15 protein-coding genes are annotated in these 20488 nt (G+C 72.4%); 11 read left to right on the forward strand and 4 right to left on the reverse strand.

Going from position 1 to position 20488, the window contains the following annotated elements; all coding sequences use genetic code 11:
- Window positions 1–35: 35 nt before the first annotated feature.
- From SH922_RS24410 to SH922_RS24430, 5 genes are all read left to right on the forward strand, one after another.
- Entirely contained in the window at window positions 36–2795 is a 2760-nt protein-coding gene (locus tag SH922_RS24410; protein WP_393059977.1) for a protein kinase, read from the forward strand.
- A 132-nt stretch (window positions 2796–2927) separates the two neighbouring features.
- Window positions 2928–4607: a serine/threonine-protein kinase gene (locus SH922_RS24415; RefSeq protein ID WP_393059978.1), complete on the forward strand. Its 1680-nt coding sequence runs from the start codon at window positions 2928–2930 to the stop codon at window positions 4605–4607.
- Window positions 4608–4824: 217 nt separating this feature from the next.
- Entirely contained in the window at window positions 4825–6453 is a 1629-nt protein-coding gene (locus SH922_RS24420) for a succinic semialdehyde dehydrogenase (RefSeq protein WP_393059979.1), read from the forward strand.
- A 55-nt stretch (window positions 6454–6508) separates the two neighbouring features.
- On the forward strand, window positions 6509–8344 hold the full coding sequence (locus tag SH922_RS24425; protein ID WP_393059980.1) for a GMC oxidoreductase: 1836 nt from the start codon (window positions 6509–6511) through the stop codon (window positions 8342–8344).
- Window positions 8345–8653: 309 nt separating this feature from the next.
- Entirely contained in the window at window positions 8654–10408 is a 1755-nt protein-coding gene (locus SH922_RS24430; RefSeq protein WP_393059981.1) for a peptidase, read from the forward strand.
- A 369-nt stretch (window positions 10409–10777) separates the two neighbouring features.
- On the opposite strand, the gene SH922_RS24435 is transcribed toward SH922_RS24430, so the two are convergent.
- The gene (locus SH922_RS24435; RefSeq protein WP_393059982.1) at window positions 10778–11095 is read right to left on the reverse strand and encodes a chorismate mutase; all 318 of its coding nucleotides are present in this window, start codon (window positions 11093–11095) and stop codon (window positions 10778–10780) included.
- Between the two features lie 341 nt (window positions 11096–11436).
- Between SH922_RS24435 and guaA the strand changes: the two genes are divergently transcribed.
- From guaA to SH922_RS24455, 4 genes are all read left to right on the forward strand, one after another.
- Window positions 11437–13023: a glutamine-hydrolyzing GMP synthase gene (gene guaA, locus SH922_RS24440; protein WP_393059983.1), complete on the forward strand. Its 1587-nt coding sequence runs from the start codon at window positions 11437–11439 to the stop codon at window positions 13021–13023.
- Window positions 13024–13196: 173 nt separating this feature from the next.
- Complete coding sequence (locus tag SH922_RS24445) at window positions 13197–13967, forward strand: class II aldolase/adducin family protein (RefSeq protein ID WP_393059984.1); 771 nt, start codon at window positions 13197–13199, stop codon at window positions 13965–13967.
- 126 nt (window positions 13968–14093) lie between these two features.
- Window positions 14094–15359, forward strand: a complete 1266-nt coding sequence (locus tag SH922_RS24450) for a hypothetical protein (protein WP_393059985.1) — start codon at window positions 14094–14096, stop codon at window positions 15357–15359.
- A 178-nt stretch (window positions 15360–15537) separates the two neighbouring features.
- Entirely contained in the window at window positions 15538–16047 is a 510-nt protein-coding gene (locus SH922_RS24455) for a DoxX family protein (RefSeq protein ID WP_393059986.1), read from the forward strand.
- Here SH922_RS24455 and SH922_RS24460 read toward each other — a convergent pair.
- Entirely contained in the window at window positions 15954–16217 is a 264-nt protein-coding gene (locus SH922_RS24460) for a hypothetical protein (RefSeq protein ID WP_393059987.1), read from the reverse strand. The two genes, SH922_RS24455 and SH922_RS24460, sit on opposite strands and share 94 nt — an antisense overlap.
- Complete coding sequence (locus SH922_RS24465) at window positions 16204–17520, reverse strand: PspC domain-containing protein (protein WP_393059988.1); 1317 nt, start codon at window positions 17518–17520, stop codon at window positions 16204–16206. Before SH922_RS24465 ends, SH922_RS24460 begins: the two co-directional genes overlap by 14 nt.
- Before the next feature lie 172 nt (window positions 17521–17692).
- Between SH922_RS24465 and SH922_RS24470 the strand changes: the two genes are divergently transcribed.
- Entirely contained in the window at window positions 17693–18991 is a 1299-nt protein-coding gene (locus tag SH922_RS24470) for a PspC domain-containing protein (protein WP_393059989.1), read from the forward strand.
- Window positions 18975–19679, forward strand: coding sequence for a LuxR C-terminal-related transcriptional regulator (locus tag SH922_RS24475; RefSeq protein ID WP_393059990.1), 705 nt, complete (start codon window positions 18975–18977; stop codon window positions 19677–19679). The genes SH922_RS24470 and SH922_RS24475 overlap by 17 nt, the downstream gene beginning before the upstream one ends.
- Before the next feature lie 19 nt (window positions 19680–19698).
- On the opposite strand, the gene SH922_RS24480 is transcribed toward SH922_RS24475, so the two are convergent.
- Window positions 19699–20472 (reverse strand): GNAT family N-acetyltransferase, encoded by a 774-nt coding sequence (locus SH922_RS24480; protein WP_393059991.1) that lies wholly within the window; start codon window positions 20470–20472, stop codon window positions 19699–19701.
- Window positions 20473–20488: the final 16 nt, after the last annotated feature.

Below are 20488 nucleotides of genomic sequence, written 5' to 3' on the forward strand. Positions count from 1 at the left end.
TGTGACCGGGGGACAGCGCGCTCTGGGGAGGCGTCGTGGACGACTATGCGGGTCGGGTACTCGCCGACCGCTACCGCCTTCCGCTGCCCCCGTCCGATGAGTACGAACTGGTCGAGACCCGGGCGTTCGACACCTACAGCGGCCAGGAGGTACTGGTCCGTCAGGTGCCGTTGCCCGAGGTCGTGGACGCCGAGGTGCTCGACGCGGACGGGCTGCCCAGGGCGGCGCGGCGGACGAGCGGGCGCACGGTGCGCAGGTCCACCGATCCGGCGGTCCGGCGTGCCATCGAGGCCGCCCAGGCGGCGGCCCAGGTGCCCGACCACCCGCGCCTGGACCAGGTCTTCGACGTGTTCGCCGAGGCCGGTTCGCTCTGGATCGTGAGCGAACTGGTCGCGGCCCGGCCGCTTGCGGCCCTGCTCGCGGAACACCCGCTCAATCCGTACCGGGCCGCCGAGATCGGCTCCGACGTCCTGACCGCGCTGCGCGTCCTGCACGCCCACGGCTGGACACACCGCAACATCACCGTGCGCACGGTGCTCATCTGCGACGACGGACGCGTCGTGCTGACCGGCCTGGCGGCCGGGGCGGCGGAGGAGGCGCTCTGCGGGTACGTTCCGGTGCCGCGCACCGACGACGACGGCGAGGGCGGCTACGGCGCCCCCGCGATCGAGTCGGGGCCCACGGGCCCGTACGCCCCACCCGCGGCCGAGCCCGAGGGTGCCGATCCGTACGGCCTGTCAGGGGCGGAGCCGGGCGGTACCGATCCGTACGGTCCTCCCGAGGTGCCCGGCTCCCGCGGGCCCGCGGCCATCGAGTCGGGGCCCGGGGGTGCTCCGGTGCAGTCCTACGGAGCCGGCGAGCTGGAGTCCGTGCGCCGGCCGCCGCCCGCACCGCCCGCCACCGTGCCCGTCCCCGCTTCCGAGGCGGGAAGCGCGCAGGCGCGGGCCGCGCGAGCGGGTGCCATCGCCGCATACCGTGCGGGCGCCCGCGCAGCCGCCCGGGTCAGCGAGGAGGAGCGCCGGGCCGGTACGGACGAGGCGCAGGACACCGGCATCCTTCCCGCCCCGCGGCCCGCCCACCCGCAGCCGCCCCTCACCCGGCCCGGCATCCCGGCCGGGTACGACGCCCAGGACCTCTACGACGACGAGGATCCGTACGACGACGAGGGCGACGGCTTCGGCAGCGGTGACTTCGACGGCGGTGACGGCGGTGACGGCGGTGACGGCCAGGCACCGCCCCGGCGGCTCCACCTGACCGGTTCCTGGGACGACGGCCCCGGCCGCGGGCGCCCGGTGCCCGCCGGGGGCTCCAGCGAGGACGCCCTGCGCGCCGACTCCCGGCGTCAGGGCGCCACCCCGGCCGTACGCCCGCAACTGCCCGCCACCACCCGCGAGACCGCCCCGGGCCGCTGGGACGAGATCGTCGCCGGAAGCAGTGACCAGCCCGCGTACCGAGGCCCCGCCACCACTCTCGCGGCCGAGCGGGCCCGGCAGGCCCGGATCGCCGTCGTCGGCGCGGTCACCGAGCGCTGGGCGCCCGAGCAGGCCGGGCCGGTCCACGAGAACTGGCAGCTGGCACCGCCCATCGGTCCCTCCACCGACCTCTGGGCGCTGGGTGCCCTGCTCTACCGCGCCGTACAGGGCCACGCCCCGTATCCGGAGGAGAACGCCGCCGAACTCGTCCAGATGGTCTGCGGCGAACCGCCCGCCTTCGCCGAGGAGTGCGGGCCGCTGCGGCCCGTCGTCGAGTCGCTGCTGCGGCAGGACCCCACCGAGCGCCCGGACTTCGAGGAGCTGCGCGGCTGGCTGCGCTCCCTCGTGCGGTCGGCACCCGAGCCGGAGGCCGGTCTCGACGTCGTGACGCTGCCGTCCCCCGACGCCACCCGGCTGCCCGTCGTGCGCCGCCGCGGTGAGCTCGTCCGCAAGCGCCGCGGCCGACGCGGCGGGGCGGCGCACGGCCGGCACCGTCACACCAAGGAACGGCTGGAACCCGCGGAGCGGGCCACGCTTCAGCCGCGCGAGCCCAGGAACCCCAAGCCGCCGCGCGAGCCGAAGGGCCCGAAGGCGTTGCGCACCCCGCCCCGCCCGCAGCAGGAGGGAAGGCACGCGCCGCGCCGGCTCGGCCGGCTGCTGCTCGTCCTGATCCTGCTGGTCCTGGCCGCGGCGGTCGCGTACGCGGTGATGTTCATGCCCAAGTCCGGTACGGAGTCCGGGGCCGGCGCCGGCCCCTCCCGTACCGCGTCCGGAGCGCCCGAGCCCGGCTCCCAGGACTCCGGGGAGCCGTCACCTTCGCGCTCCTCCGGCGCACAGCAGCCGCAGACCAGCCGCTCCGCCGTCGCGCTCGCACCCGGCTACACCCTGCGCAAGGACGCCGAGGGCTTCGAGGTCGGGACGCCCAAGGGCTGGCAGCGCAGCCCGGCCAACGCGGACCGTCAGATCCGTTACGGGAGCGACGGATTCAGCCTCGTCGTCGTCCCCGGCCGCGACACCGTGAAGGCCAACGGCGCCGACCCGCTCGACTACCAGCGCGACAAGGAACCGGAGTTGAAGCCGTTCCGCGACTCCAGCTGGGCGTCGGCGAGCGGTCTGCGCCGGATCGACGTCGGCCGGCAGGCCATGGCGGAGGGCCAGTTCACCTGGCGGGACGCCGGCGGCCGCGAGGTCTACGTCCGCAACCTCGTGATGGTCGTCGAGGGCCGCTACCACATCCTCCAGGTCATCGGCCCGGAGGACCAGCGCGACAAGGTGACCGAGATCTACCAACAGGCCAGCGTCTCCTATCGCGTGACACAGTGAAGACAAGCGCTTCGACGGCGTGCGGTCCGGCGGAGCGACAAGCATCACAGTGCGGTCTCGTGAGCGGTGCGAGGTTCCGTGGCCGTACTTCCGCTCCGTAACCTGTCATCCGAAGGAACGGGGCGGGGACACGTGGATCGATCACAGGGCACGGAAGCGGGACTGGTGCTGGCCGGGAGGTACCGGCTCGGCGAAGTCCTGGGACGCGGCGGCATGGGCAAGGTCTGGCGCGCCCATGACGAGGTGCTGCACCGCACCGTCGCCGTCAAGGAACTGACCGCCGGGCTGTACGTCGCCGAGGCGGACCGGGTCGTGCTGCACGCACGCACCCAGAAGGAGGCCCGCGCCGCCGCCCGCATCACGCACCCCGGCGTGGTCACCGTCCATGACGTGATCGAGTACGACAACCGGCCGTGGATCGTCATGCAGTACGTCGACGGACCGTCACTTGCCGACCAGGCCAAGGAGTCCGGCGAGATCGAGCCGCGCGAGGCCGCCCGGATCGGGCTCCATGTGCTGGGCGCCCTGCGCGCGGCACACGCCGCCGGGGTGCTGCACCGTGATGTGAAGCCGGGCAACGTCCTGCTCGCGCGGGACGGCCGGGTGCTGCTGACCGACTTCGGGATCGCGGCGATAGAGGGCGACTCGACCATCACCAGGACCGGTGAACTGGTCGGTTCCATCGACTACCTGGCACCCGAGCGGGTCCGCGGCGGCGACCCGGGTCCCGCCTCCGACCTGTGGTCGCTGGGCGCGACGCTGTACACCGCGGTCGAGGGGCGCTCGCCGTTCCGCCGCACCTCCCCGATATCCACGATGCAGGCCGTCGTCACCGAGGACCCGCCGGTACCCGCCAGGGCCGGGGCGCTCGCCCCCGTCATCACGGCGCTGCTCCGCAAGGAACCCGAGGACCGGCCGTCGGCCGCGGAGACGGAACGGATGCTGCTGGAGGCCATGGAGGGGCGAGAGCCCCGGTCGGCCCAGGCGTACGTCCCCACGCAGCGGGTCCCCGAGGAGGTGCTGCGTTCCATGGGTGCCGACGGCGGCACCTCCGGCGGCGGGACACCGCACGGTGGCACGGCCCAACTGCCCTACCCCGGGCCCGCTGTGGCCCCCGGCTCCGCGCCGGTCACCCGGCGCAGCCGCGGCCGGTGGCGTACGACGGTCGTGGTCATCGCCCTGGCGGCACTGGTGGGCGGCGGCGCGGGCATCGCCGCGATGCTGTACGCGAACCGCAATGACGCGGACACCGGGAGCGGCGGCACGGCATCCCACGGCACCCGGTCGCCGGGGCCGGTCACCGCCACGCCCACTCCCACCCCGACGCCCTCGCCGGACCCGGCGAAGGAGGGCGTGCCGGACGGCTGGCGGCGGGTGGAGGATCCCTCCGGGTTCAGCATCCTCATGCCGATCGGCTGGGAGCGACGGGTGGACGGCACCAACATCGACTACACCCCGGACGACGGTGTGCACTACCTCCGCGTCAGCGTCGACCCGGCGCCCGACTTCGAGGACTCGTACACGCACATGCAGAACCTGGAGACGAGCCTGCGCGAGCGGCTGCCGGACTACCGGAGCGTGGAGATGAACAGCAACGTCTACCGCGACTGCCCCGGATCCATCTGGGAGTTCACCTGGACCGAGAAGGACGGCGCCGGACCGCGGCACGCCATCGACCAGATGTACTACGCGAAGGAGGGCGGCCCGGAGTACGCGCTGTACATGACGGGGCCGGCGGACGACTGGGACATCACCAGGGACCGGTTCAACACGATGCTGCGCAGCTGGCGCGCGCCGGCCGACACCGACTGATCCAACGGGACGCGCAGGAGTTTTTCGAGCGGCCGGCGGAGCGGCTCAAGATTCACTCCTCCTGAGCGGGGGAGCGGAAGGTAGCCCCTGATCAGCGGTTATCCAGCCAGTGATCACTGGCTGGATTGGCGGGCGGTGGCAGGGGCTGTTGTGGGGACTGTGAAAAGCTGTTACCCACGGGTACCCAAAGCATCCGGCTCGACGTACTCTCGCCCTCATGACGGACTCGCAGGCCTCCACGTCCACCTCCGCCGCAGCTGTCGGCACCAACCCGGTGGCCGCCGTGCCCGCGGGCGTGCGCACGGCCGCCGATGTCGTGACGCCCGAGGTGATCGCCCAGCTGACCCGCGGCGTCGTCGGCTCCGGCCGTACGGCCAACCACACCCCCTTCACCGGCGAGAAGCTGGCCGACCTGCCCGAGTCCACCCCCGAGGACGTGGCGACCGCCTACGAGCGGGCCCGTGCCGCCCAGCCCGCCTGGGCCGCGACACCGGTCCGGGCCAGGGCCGCCGTGCTGCTGCGCTTCCACGACCTCGTCATCGACCGCCAGTCGGAGGTCCTCGACCTCATCCAGCTGGAGACCGGCAAGGCCCGGCTGCACGCCCACGAGGAGGTGCTCGCGGTCGCCGTCGCCGCCCGGCACTACGGCCGCAGGGCAGGCGCCTACCTGAAGCCGAAGCGGCACACCGGTGTCGTGCCGACCCTCACCAAGGTCACCGAGCTGCGCCAGCCGCGCGGCGTCGTCGGCCAGATCGCGCCGTGGAACTACCCGTTCGAGCTGTCCGTCGGCGACGCGCTGCCCGCGTTCGTCGCCGGCAACGCAGTGGTGATGAAGCCGGACACGGAGACCGCGCTGACCGCGCTGTGGGCCCGTGACCTGCTCATCGAGGCCGGGCTGCCGGCCGAGGTCTTCCAGGTCGTGCTCGGAGACGGCCCCGTGGTCGGCCCCGAGGTCGTCAAGCACGCCGACTACGTCTCGTTCACCGGCTCCACCCGCACCGGCCGCGAGGTCGCCCAGAGCGCCGCGGCCCGGCTCGTCGGCGTCTCGCTGGAGCTCGGCGGCAAGAACGCGATGCTGGTCCTGAAGGACGCCGACGTGGAGAAGGCCGCCGCCGGCGCCGTCCGCGCCTGCTTCTCCTCCGCCGGCCAGCTCTGCATCTCCATCGAGCGGCTGTACGTCCACGAGTCCGTCGCCGACGACTTCGTGGCGCGGTTCGCCGCCCGTACGAAGGCGATGCGGCTCGGCAACTCCCTCGCGTACGGCGCCGACATGGGCTCGCTCGTCGGCGAGCGCCAGCTGGAGACCGTCAGCCGGCACGTCGCCGAGGCCGTCGAGAAGGGCGCCAAGCTCGTCGCCGGCGGCGTCGCCCGACCCGACATCGGCCCGCTGTTCTACGAGCCGACCATCCTCGACGGCGTCGAGGCCCCGATGGCCGTCTGCAGCGAGGAGACCTTCGGACCGGTCGTCTCCATCTACCGCTTCAGCGACGAGGACGAGGTCGTCGCCCTGGCCAACGCCACCCCGTACGGCCTCAACTCGAGCGTCTGGACCAAGGACGGCAGGCGCGGCCACCAGGTCGCCGCCCGGCTGCGGACCGGCACGGTGAACATCAACGAGGGCTACGCCCCCGCGTACGGCAGCGTGCAGTCCCCGATGGGCGGCATGAAGGAATCCGGCCTCGGCCGCCGCCACGGCTCCGAGGGCATCCTCAAGTACACCGAGGCCCAGACCGTCGCCCAGCAGCGGCTGATCCCGCTCGCCCCGTCCTTCGGGATGGACGACGCGAAGTACGCGGCCTTCATGAGCCGCAGCCTCAAGGCGATGAAGGCCTTCCGCCTGCGCTGACCGTCCCGTCCGTCCCCTTCCCGCCCAGGTTTCTCGTACCGCACCGAGGAGAGCCATGTCCCAGGTCAGCCCTGCCCGGAATCAGTCCGTGGACCCGGAAGCAGCCGATGACGACGCCGCGTACGACTACGACGTCCTGATCGTCGGTTCGGGCTTCGGCGGCGCGGTGTCGGCGCTGCGGCTGACCGAGAAGGGGTACCGGGTCGGTGTGCTGGAGGCGGGCCGGCGCTTCACGCCCGGCACCTTGCCCAAGAACTCCTGGGACCTGAAGAACTACCTCTGGGCCCCCGCTCTCGGCCTCTTCGGCATCCAGCGCGTGCACCTGCTCGGCAAGGTGATGGTGCTGGCCGGTGCCGGGGTCGGCGGCGGCTCGCTCAACTACGCCAACACGCTGTACGTGCCCCCGACGCCGTTCTTCGAGGACCGGCAGTGGGCGCACATCACCGACTGGCAGGACGAGCTCAAGCCGTACTACGACCAGGCCACGCGCATGCTCGGGGTACGGCTCAACCCGACGATGACGCCCTCGGACGTCCATCTGAAGGCGACCGCCGAGGTCATGGGCGTCGGCGACACCTTCCATCTCGCGCCCGTCGGCGTCTTCTTCGGCGACGGCAAGGACGCCGACGGCACGGCGACGGCGAAGCCCGGCGGCACGGTCGCCGACCCGTACTTCGGCGGCGCCGGCCCGGCCCGCAAGGCCTGCACCGAGTGCGGCGAGTGCATGACCGGCTGCCGGCACGGTGCGAAGAACACCCTCAACGAGAACTACCTCCACCTCGCCGAGAAGGCCGGAGCGGTCATCCACCCGATGACGTCCGTCGTCGCGGTCACGGACGACCCGGACGGCGGGTACCACGTCTCCACCGTGCCGACCGACCGCCGGAAGAAGGGCAGGCCCACACTGCTGCGGGCCCGCAAGGTGGTCATCGCGGCGGGCACGTACGGCACCCAGACCCTGCTGCACACCATGAAGGACCAGGGGCTGCTGCCCCGGCTCTCGGACCGGCTCGGCGAGCTGACCCGGACCAACTCCGAAGGGCTCGTCGGCGCGCAGACATCCGACCGCCGCTACCGCAAGAAGCACGGCACCAAGGCCGACTTCACCAAGGGCGTCGCCATCACCTCGTCGATCCACCCCGACGAGAACACCCACATCGAACCGGTCCGCTACGGCAAGGGATCCAACGCGATGGGCGGGATGACGATCCTCCAGGTCCCCTACGGCACCCACCGGGTGCTGGGCTGGCTCGGCAACGTGGTCAAGCACCCGACGGTCGCCGCGCGCTCGCTCTCCAACCGGCGCTGGTCGGAGCGGACCATCATCGGGCTCGTCATGCAGTCGCTGGACAACTCCCTGACCGCGTACCGCAAGCCCCGCGGCATCGGGAAGGGGCTGCTCACCGCCCGCCAGGGCCACGGCGCACCCAACCCGACCCAGATCGCCGAGGCGACGCAGAGCGCGACGCTGCTCGCCGCCGAGATCAACGGCTTCGCGGGATCCAACATCGGCGAGCTGATGGGCACCCCGCTCACCGCGCACTTCCTCGGCGGCTGCCCGATCGGCGCGAGTGCCGAGGAGGGGGTCATCGACCCGTACCACCGGCTGTTCGGCCACCCGGGCATCTCCGTCGTCGACGGTTCCGCGGTCTCCGCCAACCTCGGCGTCAACCCGTCGCTGACGATCACCGCCCAGGCGGAGCGGGCCATGTCCTTCTGGCCCAACAAGGGCGAGCGGGACCTGCGCCCGGCGCAGGGTGAGGCGTACGAACGGCTGTCGGCGGTCGAGCCGCAGGCGCCGGCCGTCCCGAAGGAGGCGTTCGGCGCGCTGAGGCTGCCGTTCCTGGGAATGCCGGCGGTGCCGCCGAAGAAGACCACGAAGGCGGAGTAGGGGCGGACCGGGCGGACCGGTCCGGACAGCAGAAGGGGCTGCACCCCCCTCCGAGTGCAGCCCCTCACGCTCTACCGGTGAAGCCGCGTTACGGATGTGACCGGTGGTTCCGCATGAATGACCTGCAATACGTCCTGATGGTTGCCCTCGGGACGACGACATTCCGGTGTGAGCTCGATCACGCCCTGCGACGTGCCCGATTCGTGATCCGAACGCGCGCAACTATTCCCGCACGCCCCTGGTCGTACCCATGTCGCTGTCTCGCTGTCACAGCGGTCACACAGCTCCCGACGACCCCAAGGGCCCGAGATGAGAAGCACGACCCCGAGAGCAACTCTCCGTCGCGTCACCGGAGGTTTCGCCGCTGTCGGCCTGCTGGCCGCCGGCGCTCTCGCCCTGAACACGCCGGCGCAGGCCGCGGTCCCCGAGTTCACCCTCGGCGGCCCCGCCGAGACCGCGCTGCACCCGTATCCGGCCACGGGCGCTCCGCAGAAGGCGACCCTGGACTTCACGGTCAACAACCCGTCCGAGGACGAGGAGAACGGGTCCTTCGGCGAGGAGTACACCGTCCGCTTCGACCTCAGCGGGATCGCCGGTGTCGCGGATGTTTCCTTCAACCGTGAAGGCAGCGGCGACGCCGACTGCACCATCACCGGGACGACCGCCGTCTGCCACGACTGGGGCGTCTATCCCGGTCTGAGCACCGTCGCCGAGCTCGATGTGACCGCGGCCAAGGGCAGCAAGGACGGGGACACGGGGCCCATCGAGGTCACCGCGGAAGCGGACGGGGCGACATTCACGTCGTTCTCCGCCCACGTCGGCATCGGCGGCCCCGACCTGTCGATGAAGAGGCTCCCGTTCAAGACGAAGCTCAAGCCCGGCGACAGCCAGCCGGTGCCCGTCACCTTCACCAACAACGGCACCCGCGCGGCCGAGGGCGTGCTGCTCACCCTGCGGCACACCCGCGGCATGGCGTTCACCGAGCGGTACGAGAACTGCGAGTACAGCGAGGCCGAGCTGGGCATGGGCAGCCCCGGCGCCTGGACCACCGCGTTGTGCTCCTTCGACGGCAGCTACGAGCCGGGCGCCACGTACACGCTGGCCGAGCCGCCCACCATCAAGGCCACCACGCGCGCGTTCTACGACTCGTTCCTCTACAGCATCACGGAGGACGGCTCGGCCGCCCGCGCCGCGGAGCGGGCCGGTGCGCGGTACAGCTCCGGCGAGGGCACCACGCTGACCCTTCGCAAGGCCCCGACGACGCGCTCGGCGGACCTGGAGCCGGGCGACAACCAGCAGGACGTCGACTTCCAGACCACCAACAGCGCCGACTTCGCGGCGTACGGGGCGCGGGCCGAGGGCGCCGCGGGCGACTCGGTCGACGTGACGGTCGGATTCCGTAACCGGGGGCCGGCCTGGATCGGGTACATCCGCTCCGGCGAGGACGTCGCCACGGTGGACATCACCGTGCCCCAGGGCGCCACGGTCGTCGGCAAGCCCGCGTCCTGCCGCGGTGTGACCGCGGACGGTGAGTACCGCGAGAACCAGAAGGCCGCCCCGCGCTACTTCTGCTCCACGCCGATGTCCGTCCGCGAGGACGCCGACTTCGCCCTTCCCTTCAAGCTGAAGATCGACAAGGTGGTCGCGGGGGCGTCCGGCAAGGTGCTGGTCCGCAACACCCACCTCGCCGCCCCCGGCCTGCCCTTCGACCCGAAGCCCGCCAACAACACCGCGTCCCTGGTGCTGAACGGCAAGGACTCGGGCCCGGGCACCGCCGGCGCCACCACCGGCGGAGCCACCTCGGGCTCGGGCGGAACGGCCGCCACCGGCGGTTCCACCGGGGGCTCCTCGGACAGCGGCGGCACGGCTGGTGACTCCGGCGGTTCGGCCGGCTCGTCCTCGACCGGCACGGCCACCGGCGGCGGTTCCGCCGGCGGTGGCACCGGGGGCGGGCTCGCCTCCACCGGCTCCGTCGCGCTGATGACGGGCGGCGCGGCTCTTGTCGCCCTGGCCGTGGGCGGTGTCCTCTTCACGGTGTCCCGCCGTCGTCGCGTGACCCGCTGAAACCCGGTCCGGACACCTGCCCCCCGAGGGCTGGTGTTCCGGACGGAGAACGGCCGGCTCCGGGCGTCCCCGGAGCCGGCCGTTCGTGGAGAGACCGGCGAGCGGTCCCTCCGAGTGACCGGGCTGCTGTCCCCTGCCGACCGGTCACGCACGCCGGTGCGCGGTCCCACGGCGTACATGCAGTACGCCACACGCCCCGGCGGAGCCACGCGTGGTTTCTTCTTCCAAAGCCGCCCCTGGCTGGCACGGACACCGGGACCAACGAAGCCGTGCGGGGCCCGGTCACGCGCCGTACGGGTGAGAGTCCGCCCGAACTGGGATACGCCCGTACAGCCCTGTCCGCCCTTGGGGCGCCTGACCTGCGGTGTGTCACACGCGGCCGCGGCACAGCTCCAGCAGGGTCATCGCGAGGGAGGTGCCGGGCTTGCCCAGCGCGTCCCGGTACTGGCCCAGGATCTCCATCTCGCGGGAGAGGCTGACCCGGCGGCCGCCGGAGGTGATCCGGGCCTCCTGGATGACCGTGGAGACCGCCATCCGTTCCTGGACGAGGCCGATGATCCGGTCGTCGAGGGCGTCGATGCGCCCGCGGGCGTCCGCGATCAGGGACGCGGCCTCGTCGGTGTGCGCGCCGGTCACCTCGGTGGCGGTCCTGGCGGGGGCGGGCTTGGCGGTCGCGGTGCTGCTCATGTCGGGTCTCCCGGTTGATTGGGGCTCCCCGGGGCCGACCGGGCCCGGAACGCCAGAACGCCCCGGGCCTGTCGGCCCGGGGCGCCTGGAACGTTGCTTGTCAGTTGCTCAAGCAGCACGACCATGGCAGCCGGCGGGCCGGGTGCCATAGGTAAAGACGAAGATCGTGTGCTGACGCATGACGACAGTATGGACCCGGTGCCGGGCCCGGGCCAACGCCCGGCCCGGATGGTGAGACGGCCGCGTGTCCGCACCCTCGGCCCCGGTGCGACGAGGGTTGCCCCCGGCCGCCGGTAGAATCGGAAGTACCGACCCCCTCTCCACCGCCGGAAGGCCGCCCCGTGCCAGCAGCACCCCCCGCCGCCCCCGACACCACCACCGACGTGGTCCTCGTTGTCGACTTCGGCGCGCAGTACGCCCAGCTCATCGCCCGACGCGTCCGTGAGGCCCGGGTCTACAGCGAGATCGTGCCGTCCACGATGCCGGTGGCCGAGATGCTGGCCAGGAACCCCCGGGCGATCATCCTGTCCGGCGGACCCTCCTCGGTGTACGCCGAGGGCGCGCCCTCGCTCGACCGCGCACTGTTCGAGGCCGGGGTCCCCGTCTTCGGCATGTGCTACGGCTTCCAGCTGATGGCCACCACGCTCGGCGGCACCGTCGACGACAACGGTGCCCGGGAGTACGGCCGCACCGCGCTCACCGTGTCCAAGTCCGGCTCCACCCTCTTCGAGGGCACGCCGGACGAGCAGTCGGTGTGGATGTCGCACGGCGACGCCTGCTCCGCCGCCCCCGAGGGCTTCACCGTCACCGCGTCCACGGACGTCGTCCCGGTCGCCGCCTTCGAGAACGACGAGAAGAAGCTCTACGGCGTCCAGTACCACCCCGAGGTCCTGCACTCCACGCACGGCCAGCAGGTCCTGGAGCACTTCCTCTACCGCGGCGCCGGCATCGAGCCGAACTGGACGACCACCAACGTCGTCGAGGAGCAGATCGCCCTGATCCGCGAGCAGGTCGGCACCAAGCGCGCCATCTGCGGCCTGTCCGGCGGAGTGGACTCGGCGGTCGCCGCGGCCCTCGTTCAGAAGGCCATCGGCTCCCAGCTGACCTGCGTGTACGTCGACCACGGTCTGATGCGCAAGGGCGAGACCGCACAGGTCGAGAAGGACTTCGTCGCCGCGACCGGGGCGAAGCTGAAGGTCGTCGACGCGGAGAAGCGCTTCCTCGACGCCCTGGCCGGCGTGTCCGACCCGGAGCAGAAGCGGAAGATCATCGGACGCGAGTTCATCCGCGTCTTCGAGCAGGCCCAGCTGGAGATCCTCCAGGAGGACGGCCCCGAGGTCGCCTTCCTCGTCCAGGGCACGCTCTACCCGGACGTCGTCGAGTCCGGCGGCGGCACCGGCACCGCCAACATCAAGTCCCACCACAACGTGGGCGGGCTCCCCGACGACATCGAGTTCCAGCTCGTCGAGCCGCTGCGCCAGCTGTTCAAGGACGAGGTCCGGATGGTCGGCCAGGAGCTCGGCCTGCCGGAGGAGATCGTCCAGCGCCAGCCCTTCCCCGGCCCCGGCCTCGGCATCCGGATCGTCGGCGAGGTCACCAAGGAGCGGCTCGACCTGCTCCGCGAGGCCGACGCCATCGCCCGCGAGGAGCTGACGGCGGCCGGCCTGGACCGTGACATCTGGCAGTGCCCGGTGGTCCTGCTCGCGGACGTCCGCAGCGTCGGCGTCCAGGGTGACGGCCGCACCTACGGTCACCCGATCGTGCTGCGCCCGGTCTCCTCCGAGGACGCCATGACGGCGGACTGGTCGCGACTGCCGTACGAGACCCTCGCCAAGATCTCCACCCGCATCACCAACGAGGTCGCCGACGTCAACCGCGTCGTGCTCGACGTGACGAGCAAGCCGCCGGGGACCATCGAGTGGGAGTAGTCCTCCCACTTGGCTTCCGCGGCGATGCCGCCGTCCGTTCCCACGGGCGGCGGCATCGCCGCGTTCCCGGCCCGAATCGATGGCCGATACCTCTGGTCACCTGCGGCGACCGGCGGTAACTTCCGATCCCGTACGCCTGATCCCGTACGCCCGGGAGCACCCGAGGAGTCGCCATGCCCGAGCCCACACCCGTACCCGTGGACCAGCTCCACTTCGCCATGCCGCCCGTCCACACCTCCGTGGAGGAGGAGCGAGCCCATCGCAAGGAACGCCTGGCCGGGGCGCTGCGCCTGTTCGGGGAGTACGGGTACGAGGACGGCGTCTCCGGACACATCACGGCACGCGACCCGGAGTTCGGCGACTGCTACTGGGTCAACCCCTTCGGCGCCCCCTTCGACGGGCTGCGGCCGGACGAGCTGATCCTGGTCAACGGTGAGGGCCAGGTCGTCGAGGGGAGCCGGCACGTCAACCAGGCCGCGTTCGCCGTCCACGCACAGGTGCACCGGGCCCGCCCCGACGTCGTCGCGGTAGCGCACACCCACTCCGTGCACGGCAGGGCGCTGGCCGCGCTGGGGGAGCTCGTCGATCCGATCACCCAGGAGGCCTGTGCCTTCTACGAGGACCACGCGCTCTACGACGCGTACACCGGGGTCGTCGTGGACGAGGAGGAGGGGCGGCGGATCGCGGCCGCGCTCGGGCCCCGCAAGGCCATCGTGCTGCGCAACCACGGGCTGCTGACCGTGGGCGACTCGGTGGACGCGGCCGCCTGGTGGTTCCTCGCGCTGGAGCGGTCCTGCCAGGTCCAGCTGGCCGCGCGGGCGGCCGGGAAGCCCGTGCTGATCGAGCACCGGGACGCGGTCACCACCCGCGAACAGCTCGGCAGCGACCTGGTCGCCTGGATCAACTACCAGCCGCTGTGGCGCCGGATTTCTCGAACATTCTGACGATCCCGCCCGCCCGGTGTGCCCCGATGCGGGAACCTCCCGCCCCGTACGGCACAATTCGCAGCAATCACAGCCGAGTTGGATTGATCAACGGCTGTACCGGGGTGGGAAAGGGCGGCGTTCTCCGTGGCGTTGGACGAGGCGAGACAAGGCACGCACGGCGGTGGCTGTACGTGTGGCGACTGCCCCCACGGAGCGCGCCAGGGACACCGGCGCGCGGTCGCCGCCTTCCTGGCCAAGCGGGACGAGCTCGCCGCAGGGCAGGGGCTTCCCGCCGGGGTCGCCCAGTCCCCCTCCGCGACCCGGCAGTGGGTCTCGGACGAGCTGACCCAGTCCGCGCGCGCCGTCGCCGACCGGGGCCGCGAGGCCGGTGACGCCTGGCTGTACCGGGTGTGGCAGCGCACCCTGGTCATCGTCTGGGGCGCCGTCGCCGTGCTGGCCGTCGCCGAGGCCGCCACGGCCATCGGGGCCGGCTGGACCCACGCCCGCACCGCGGGCCTGGTCGCCGGACTCGTCACCGCGGGGCTGCTCACCGCGGCCGCGCACGTCCACCGGGCACGCGGCGGCCTCCTCGCCCCGCTGATCGGCGAGGACAACCGGCTCTCCACCTCCCGTGCGGTCGCCGCGTCGTGGGTGCTGCTCGCCGTCTTCTCCGTCCTCGTCCTCGCCCTCCAGCTGGCGGGCGCCTCCGGCCACGCACAGCGCGACGCGCTGATCGAGGGCCTGGACCTGGCGCGCGGCGCCGGGGTGGTGACCGTGCTGGCGCTGGTGTGCGCCATCGCGGTGGTCGTCCGGCGGGTGGTGAGCGTACGGGTGCTGTCCGGGCGGCTGCAGAAGCTGCGGGCCGACCGGCCGCGCGCCGCCGACCTGCTCACCGACGACTCCGGTCGGGGCGGGTTCACCGATGTGCAGTACGTGCTGGTGAGCACCGTCGCCGTCGTCTTCGCCGCGGTCCGGCTCGCCCGCCGGCCCGAGCAGCTGCCCGATCTGCCGTGGGGCCTCGCCCTGCTGGTGGCCGTCTCGGCGGCCACCTACTTCGCCGGGAAGTACACCGAGGGCGGCCGGCCCGTGGTGCTGTCGGTGGTCCGGGCCCGTGAGGCGGGCGACCTGGACGCACCGATCCGTACCGGCGACGACATCGAGATCCGCGGCGCGGGGTTCGTGCCGCCCGGCGCCGGGGCCCCGGACCGGCTGGCCCGCATGGTCGTGCGGATCGGCCCCGTCCACGTACACGTCCCGATGGTCCCGGTCACCGGCGGCTTCGCCAACCCGACCGACACCGTGCTGACCGTGCCGGTGCCGGTGGAGGTGGAGCCGGGGGTGGTCGAGGTGCAGGTGGTGACCGCGTCCGGGGCGGAGTCGAACCGGGTCGCGATCGATGTGACCGACTGACCCGGGCCGCACGGCCGTGGTATCCGACGCGTGGTGAACCCGACCGCACACCTGGTGAGCCGGGCGTTCGGGGCGTACGTATGGTCTGGTGACGGGCCGAACGGTCCGGCGAGGGTCGAACGGCTCTGTGGGCGGACCCGGCGGTCCGGCGACAGGGGCTGCGGAAGGCGGGAGAACCATGCGCGGGTACGGCACGAACGGGCGCGGTCTGGGTGAGGCCAGGAGCCTGGGGGAGCTGGCACGGGAGCATGCCCTGCTGCCTCTGCGGATCTTCCTCGGCGTCACCTTCATCTACGCCGCGCTCGACAAACTGACAGACAGCGCCTTCTTCCACGCCACAGGACCGGGATCGATCGGCGAGCAGATGACCGCCGTCCGCGACTCCTCCGCGATCCCGGCCCTCGTCGACCTCGCGCTGAAGAGCCCGTCCGGCTTCGGATACGCCATCGCCTTCGGCGAGCTCGCCGTCGGCATCGGCACGCTGCTGGGCCTGTGGACCCGGATCGCGGCACTCGGCGGGGCGCTGATCTCGCTCAGTCTGTGGCTCACCGTCAGCTGGCAGGTCTCGCCGTACTACCTCGGCAACGACCTGATCTACCTCATGGCCTGGCTGCCGCTGCTGCTCGGCGGGGCCGCGTCGTTCTCCGTGGACGCCTTCCGCGTGACTCGGCGGCGGCGGATCCGGTAGGCGATCCAGGTCACGGTGGCGGCCAGCCACAGGCCGCCCACGAAGAGCGCGACGAAGAAGACCCACGGGGCGTTCCACAGGTCCGCCGCGTCGGCCGCGTAGCCGCCCGCCAGCGCCAGCATCACCAGGCCCGCGACGGCCCGTCCGGGCCGGAACTCATGACGCAGCACGGGTGACCTCCACCTGTCCGATGCCGACTTCCAGATCGAGCTCGACCGTGCCGGCCGGCTTGCTGCCCTCGGCCGGCGGCAGCGTCCGGTGCTCGTTCTGCGAGGGACGGATGTCCACATCGCCCTGGCGGCGGTCGGCCGGCAGCGCGATGTCACCGAGTCCGGCCCGCGCGTACACCTTCACGGTGACCGACTTCGGTACCCGCACGACGATCCGGCCCGCACCGAGCCCCACCTCGGTCCTGACCGTGTCACCCACGGGCACGGCGACCCGGGTGAGGTCCAGCTTCGCCTCCCCGGAGCCCAGTTGGTACCGCGGCTGCACCGCGGCGGCCGACGCGGGCCGCCACTCCTGGCGTGCCCAGTCGGTGGTGATGTCCTTGGGCAGGGCGGACGCACCTGCGAGCAGGCCGGCCGTGATCATCGCCAGCAGGAGCGTGCCGAAACCGGTCCGGCCGGCGAAGGCGCTGATCAGCATCCCCAGCCCGAAGACCGCGAGCGCTGCGGCCAGCCCGATCTGCAGACTCGTACCGAGCGGGTGCGAGTCCCAGCTCAGGCCCGCGCCCAGACCGCCCGCGATCATCGCGTTGACGAAGACGGCACCGCCGATCGACCGCGGCCCCCGGGCCTCCCGCGACCGCTGAGGCGGGCGGAACGGGGCGTCGGCCGTCGCCCGGCGCGCGCCCTGCGCCCGGCCGTCGAGCACGGTGTCCGGCGGTCCCCACAGATAGCCCGCACCGACCGGCCCCGTGGTCCCGTCCTTGACGATCGGGTCGCGCCACCAGGACGGGCCGGACGGCGTCGGGGGTGCCTTCACCTCGGGCGGCGCGTCCGAAACCGCCCGCTCGGCCGCCGGATGCGTCCGCTCCTGCGGATCGGCCGTCCTGCGGTGCTGCGTCCAGACGGTGAAGCCGATGACGGCGAGCGAGAGCATCGCGGAGAACGCCAGTGTGCCGCTGTTGCCCAGCATGGACAGGAACAGCCCGCAGCCGATCAGCGCGCACAACACCGCGATCAGCGACGACCCCTCGACCCGGCCCGACAGCAGCCGGCGCGCCTCGTTCTCCTCCTCGCCCTCCAGCGGGATCAACAGCCACGCGAAGCCGTAGAAGATCAGCCCGAGGCCGCCGGTCACGGAGAGGACACCGAGCACGATCCGGAAGATCACCGGATCCACGTTGCAGTACCGGCCGAGCCCGCCGCAGACCCCGGCCACCACCTTCTGCCGCGAACTGCGGTGCAGCTGCGGTACGGGCCCGGGGGGCGGTACGACGCCGGGCGGCGCATCCTGGGGAACGGTCATGGCTCCATGGTGACGGGCGCCGGCCCCTTCCGGCACCCGTGCCGACCCTGGCCCGTCCCTGATATCCGCCCGGCCGACCCTGAGGGGCCCGCGCAGCTCTCCGCCGGTCTCAGGGTAGATGTGGGGGCCGACCCTGATGCCATCACCCGCACGGACGTGTGACGATCAGGTCATGCCAGCCGCCACGTCCCGAGCCGCAAGCTCCCGCACCCCCGACCTGGAGGAGCCGCCCCAGCGCAAGCTGTACCGCAGCGCCGACGGGCGGCTGCTCGGCGGAGTCGCACGCGGTCTCGCCGGACACCTCGGGCTGCCGGTCGCCTGGGTGCGGTTCGTCTTCCTCGGGCTGTTCTTCGCGGACGGCCTCGGTGCGCTCCTGTACGCGGTGTTCTGGATCGTCGTCCCGCTCGGCGTCGGCGGCGTGGACGGCCCGCGGTCCGTCTTCGAGACCGCTCCCGACGGCACCCGCAGACTCCGCAAACCGGACAAGGGTCAGGTCTTCGCCCTCATCGCGCTGTTCATCGGCGCCCTGATCTTCGTCGGCAACGTCGACATGGGCAGCAAGGCCGACCGCTACATCTGGCCCACCCTGCTCATCGGTGCCGGATCCGTCCTGGTGTGGCGCCAGGCCGACAACGCCCGCCGCGCCCGCTGGATGGAGGTCGGCAGCCGCCGCCGGGTCCTGCACCTGGCCCGCGGCCTGGCCGGCGTCGCCCTGGTCGGCCTGGGTCTGGCCGGCTTCATGGTCGTGCGCGGCTCCGCCGCCCAGCTCGGCAACGTCCTCACCGCGGCCATCGCCGTGCTCACCGGCATCGCCCTGCTGGCCGGCCCCTATCTCGTCCGGATGACCCAGGACCTCTCCCAGGAACGCCTGATGCGCATCAGGGCCCAGGAACGAGCCGAGGTCGCCGCCCACGTCCACGACTCGGTGCTGCACACCCTCACCCTGATCCAGCGCAACGCCGATGACGCGGGCGAGGTCCGCAGGCTGGCCCGCGCCCAGGAACGCGAACTGCGCAACTGGCTCTACAACCCCGAGGGCACCGGCAAGGACGAGGACGACGAGCCCGAGACCCTGGCCGAGGCCGTCAAACGCGCCGCGGCCGAGGTCGAGGACAAGCACGGCGTCCCGCTGGAGGTCGTCGTCGTCGGTGACTGCCCGCTCGACGAGAAGCTGGCCGCACAGATGCAGGCCGCACGCGAGGCGATGGTCAACGCCGCCAAGTACGGTGGCGAGGGCGGCGCCGTCCAGGTCTACGCGGAGGTCGAGGGCCGCACGGTCTTCGTCTCGGTGCGCGACCGGGGTCCGGGATTCGACCTGGATTCCGTACCGGGGGACAGAATGGGCGTACGAGAATCAATCATCGGCCGGATGCAGCGCAACGGCGGTACCGCACGGCTGCGTTCGGTGCCCGGCGGGGGCACGGAAGTCGAGCTGGAGATGGAGAGGACGAGCGATGAACGGGACCACTGAGGCGACCGGGGGCCACGAGGGCCCGGAGCGCCGGGTACGAGTCGTGCTCGTCGACGACCACCGGATGTTCCGCACCGGAGTACAGGCCGAGATCGGCCGCACCGAGGAGACCGGTGTCGAGGTCGTCGGCGAGGCCGCCGACGTCGACCAGGCGGTCACCGTCATCACGGCGACCCGCCCCGAGGTCGTCCTCCTCGACGTCCACCTCCCGGGGGGCGGCGGCGTCGAGGTGCTGCGCCGCTGCGCCCCCTTCATGGGCGCGGTCGAGAACCCGGTGCGCTTCCTGGCGCTGTCCGTCTCGGACGCCGCCGAGGACGTGATCGGCGTCATCCGCGGCGGCGCCCGCGGCTATGTCACCAAGACCATCACCGGCGACGACCTCGTCGACTCGGTCTTCCGGGTCCAGGACGGCGACGCGGTGTTCTCGCCCCGGCTGGCCGGCTTCGTCCTCGACGCCTTCGCCTCGACGGACGCCCCGCCGGTCGACGAGGATCTCGACCGGCTGACCCAGCGCGAGCGCGAGGTGCTGCGGCTGATCGCCCGCGGATACGCGTACAAGGAGATCGCCAAGCAGCTGTTCATCTCGGTGAAGACGGTCGAGTCGCACGTCTCGGCGGTGCTGCGCAAGCTCCAGCTCTCCAACCGGCACGAGCTGACCCGCTGGGCGACGGCGCGACGGCTGGTCTGAGCCGGACGCGGACGGCCGGTCAGACGCCCTCGCGTTCGGGGTCGAGCGAGATGTTCAGCTTCTCGCCGATCCGGCGGTAGCCGATGGCGGCGTAGATCCGCTCCACATCGGCGTCGCCCGGCTCCAGCCAGACCACCCGGCAGCCCCGCGCGAACGCGGTCTCCGTCAGATGGACGGAGAGCGCGGCCCCGATGCCTCGGCGGCGGAAGTCCGCCGCGACCGCGAGACCCGCCAGCTCGCTGAGACCGTCGACCGGGACCGAGCAGCCGCCCGCGCCCGCCGGGGTGCCCCCGACGGTCGCGAGGGCGGCGACCCCGCCGTCCGCGGCGGCGGTGCGCAGCCACTGGGCCGTACCGGCCTCGGGCTCACCCGTCCCGCCGTAGCCCAGGTGCTGGACCAGGGCTGCGGCCTCGAACTCCGCGTCCGTGGCGGGCTCCGCCATCACCAGGCCGTCCACCGGCTTCGGCGGCAGCAGACCGCCGGGGGCGCAGGCCAGGAGCGGGGCGCGGTTCTCCGCGGTGAACCCGGCGGCCAGCAGTGCGGGTTCGACCGCAGGTGCCCAGGTGGGCAGGAACTCCAGGCGCGGCATCCGGTCCCGTTCGCGGAAGGCCGCGATCAGGGCGTCGAGTTCGGCGGGCGTCGGCTCGGCGCCCTGGTCGGGAATCGCGTAATTGGCGTACTTCAGGGACCAGTTCGGGTTGTAGCGGATCACGAACGGGCCGACCCGGACGTGGTCCGGGGAGCGGAGCGTGAGCGTACGGGCATGGGTCTGGACGTCGACGTCCATGGGCATGTGCGAGTTTCCTTCA

It is taken from the genome of Streptomyces sp. LN549 (assembly GCF_043203805.1).
Taxonomy (GTDB): Bacteria; Actinomycetota; Actinomycetes; order Streptomycetales; family Streptomycetaceae; genus Streptomyces.

Excerpts from the sequence above, each read along its gene's own strand:
- SH922_RS24420 (WP_393059979.1), top strand. The coding sequence starts at position 4,825 with ATGACGGACTCGCAGGCCTCCACGTCCACCTCCGCCGCAGCTGTCGGC.
- SH922_RS24425 (WP_393059980.1), top strand. The coding sequence starts at position 6,509 with ATGTCCCAGGTCAGCCCTGCCCGGAATCAGTCCGTGGACCCGGAAGCA.
- SH922_RS24430 (WP_393059981.1), top strand. The coding sequence starts at position 8,654 with ATGAGAAGCACGACCCCGAGAGCAACTCTCCGTCGCGTCACCGGAGGT.
- SH922_RS24435 (WP_393059982.1), bottom strand. The coding sequence starts at position 11,095 with ATGAGCAGCACCGCGACCGCCAAGCCCGCCCCCGCCAGGACCGCCACC.
- SH922_RS24445 (WP_393059984.1), top strand. The coding sequence starts at position 13,197 with ATGCCCGAGCCCACACCCGTACCCGTGGACCAGCTCCACTTCGCCATG.
- SH922_RS24455 (WP_393059986.1), top strand. The coding sequence starts at position 15,538 with ATGCGCGGGTACGGCACGAACGGGCGCGGTCTGGGTGAGGCCAGGAGC.
- SH922_RS24465 (WP_393059988.1), bottom strand. The coding sequence starts at position 17,520 with ATGACCGTTCCCCAGGATGCGCCGCCCGGCGTCGTACCGCCCCCCGGG.
- SH922_RS24470 (WP_393059989.1), top strand. The coding sequence starts at position 17,693 with ATGCCAGCCGCCACGTCCCGAGCCGCAAGCTCCCGCACCCCCGACCTG.
- SH922_RS24475 (WP_393059990.1), top strand. The coding sequence starts at position 18,975 with ATGAACGGGACCACTGAGGCGACCGGGGGCCACGAGGGCCCGGAGCGC.
- SH922_RS24480 (WP_393059991.1), bottom strand. The coding sequence starts at position 20,472 with ATGCCCATGGACGTCGACGTCCAGACCCATGCCCGTACGCTCACGCTC.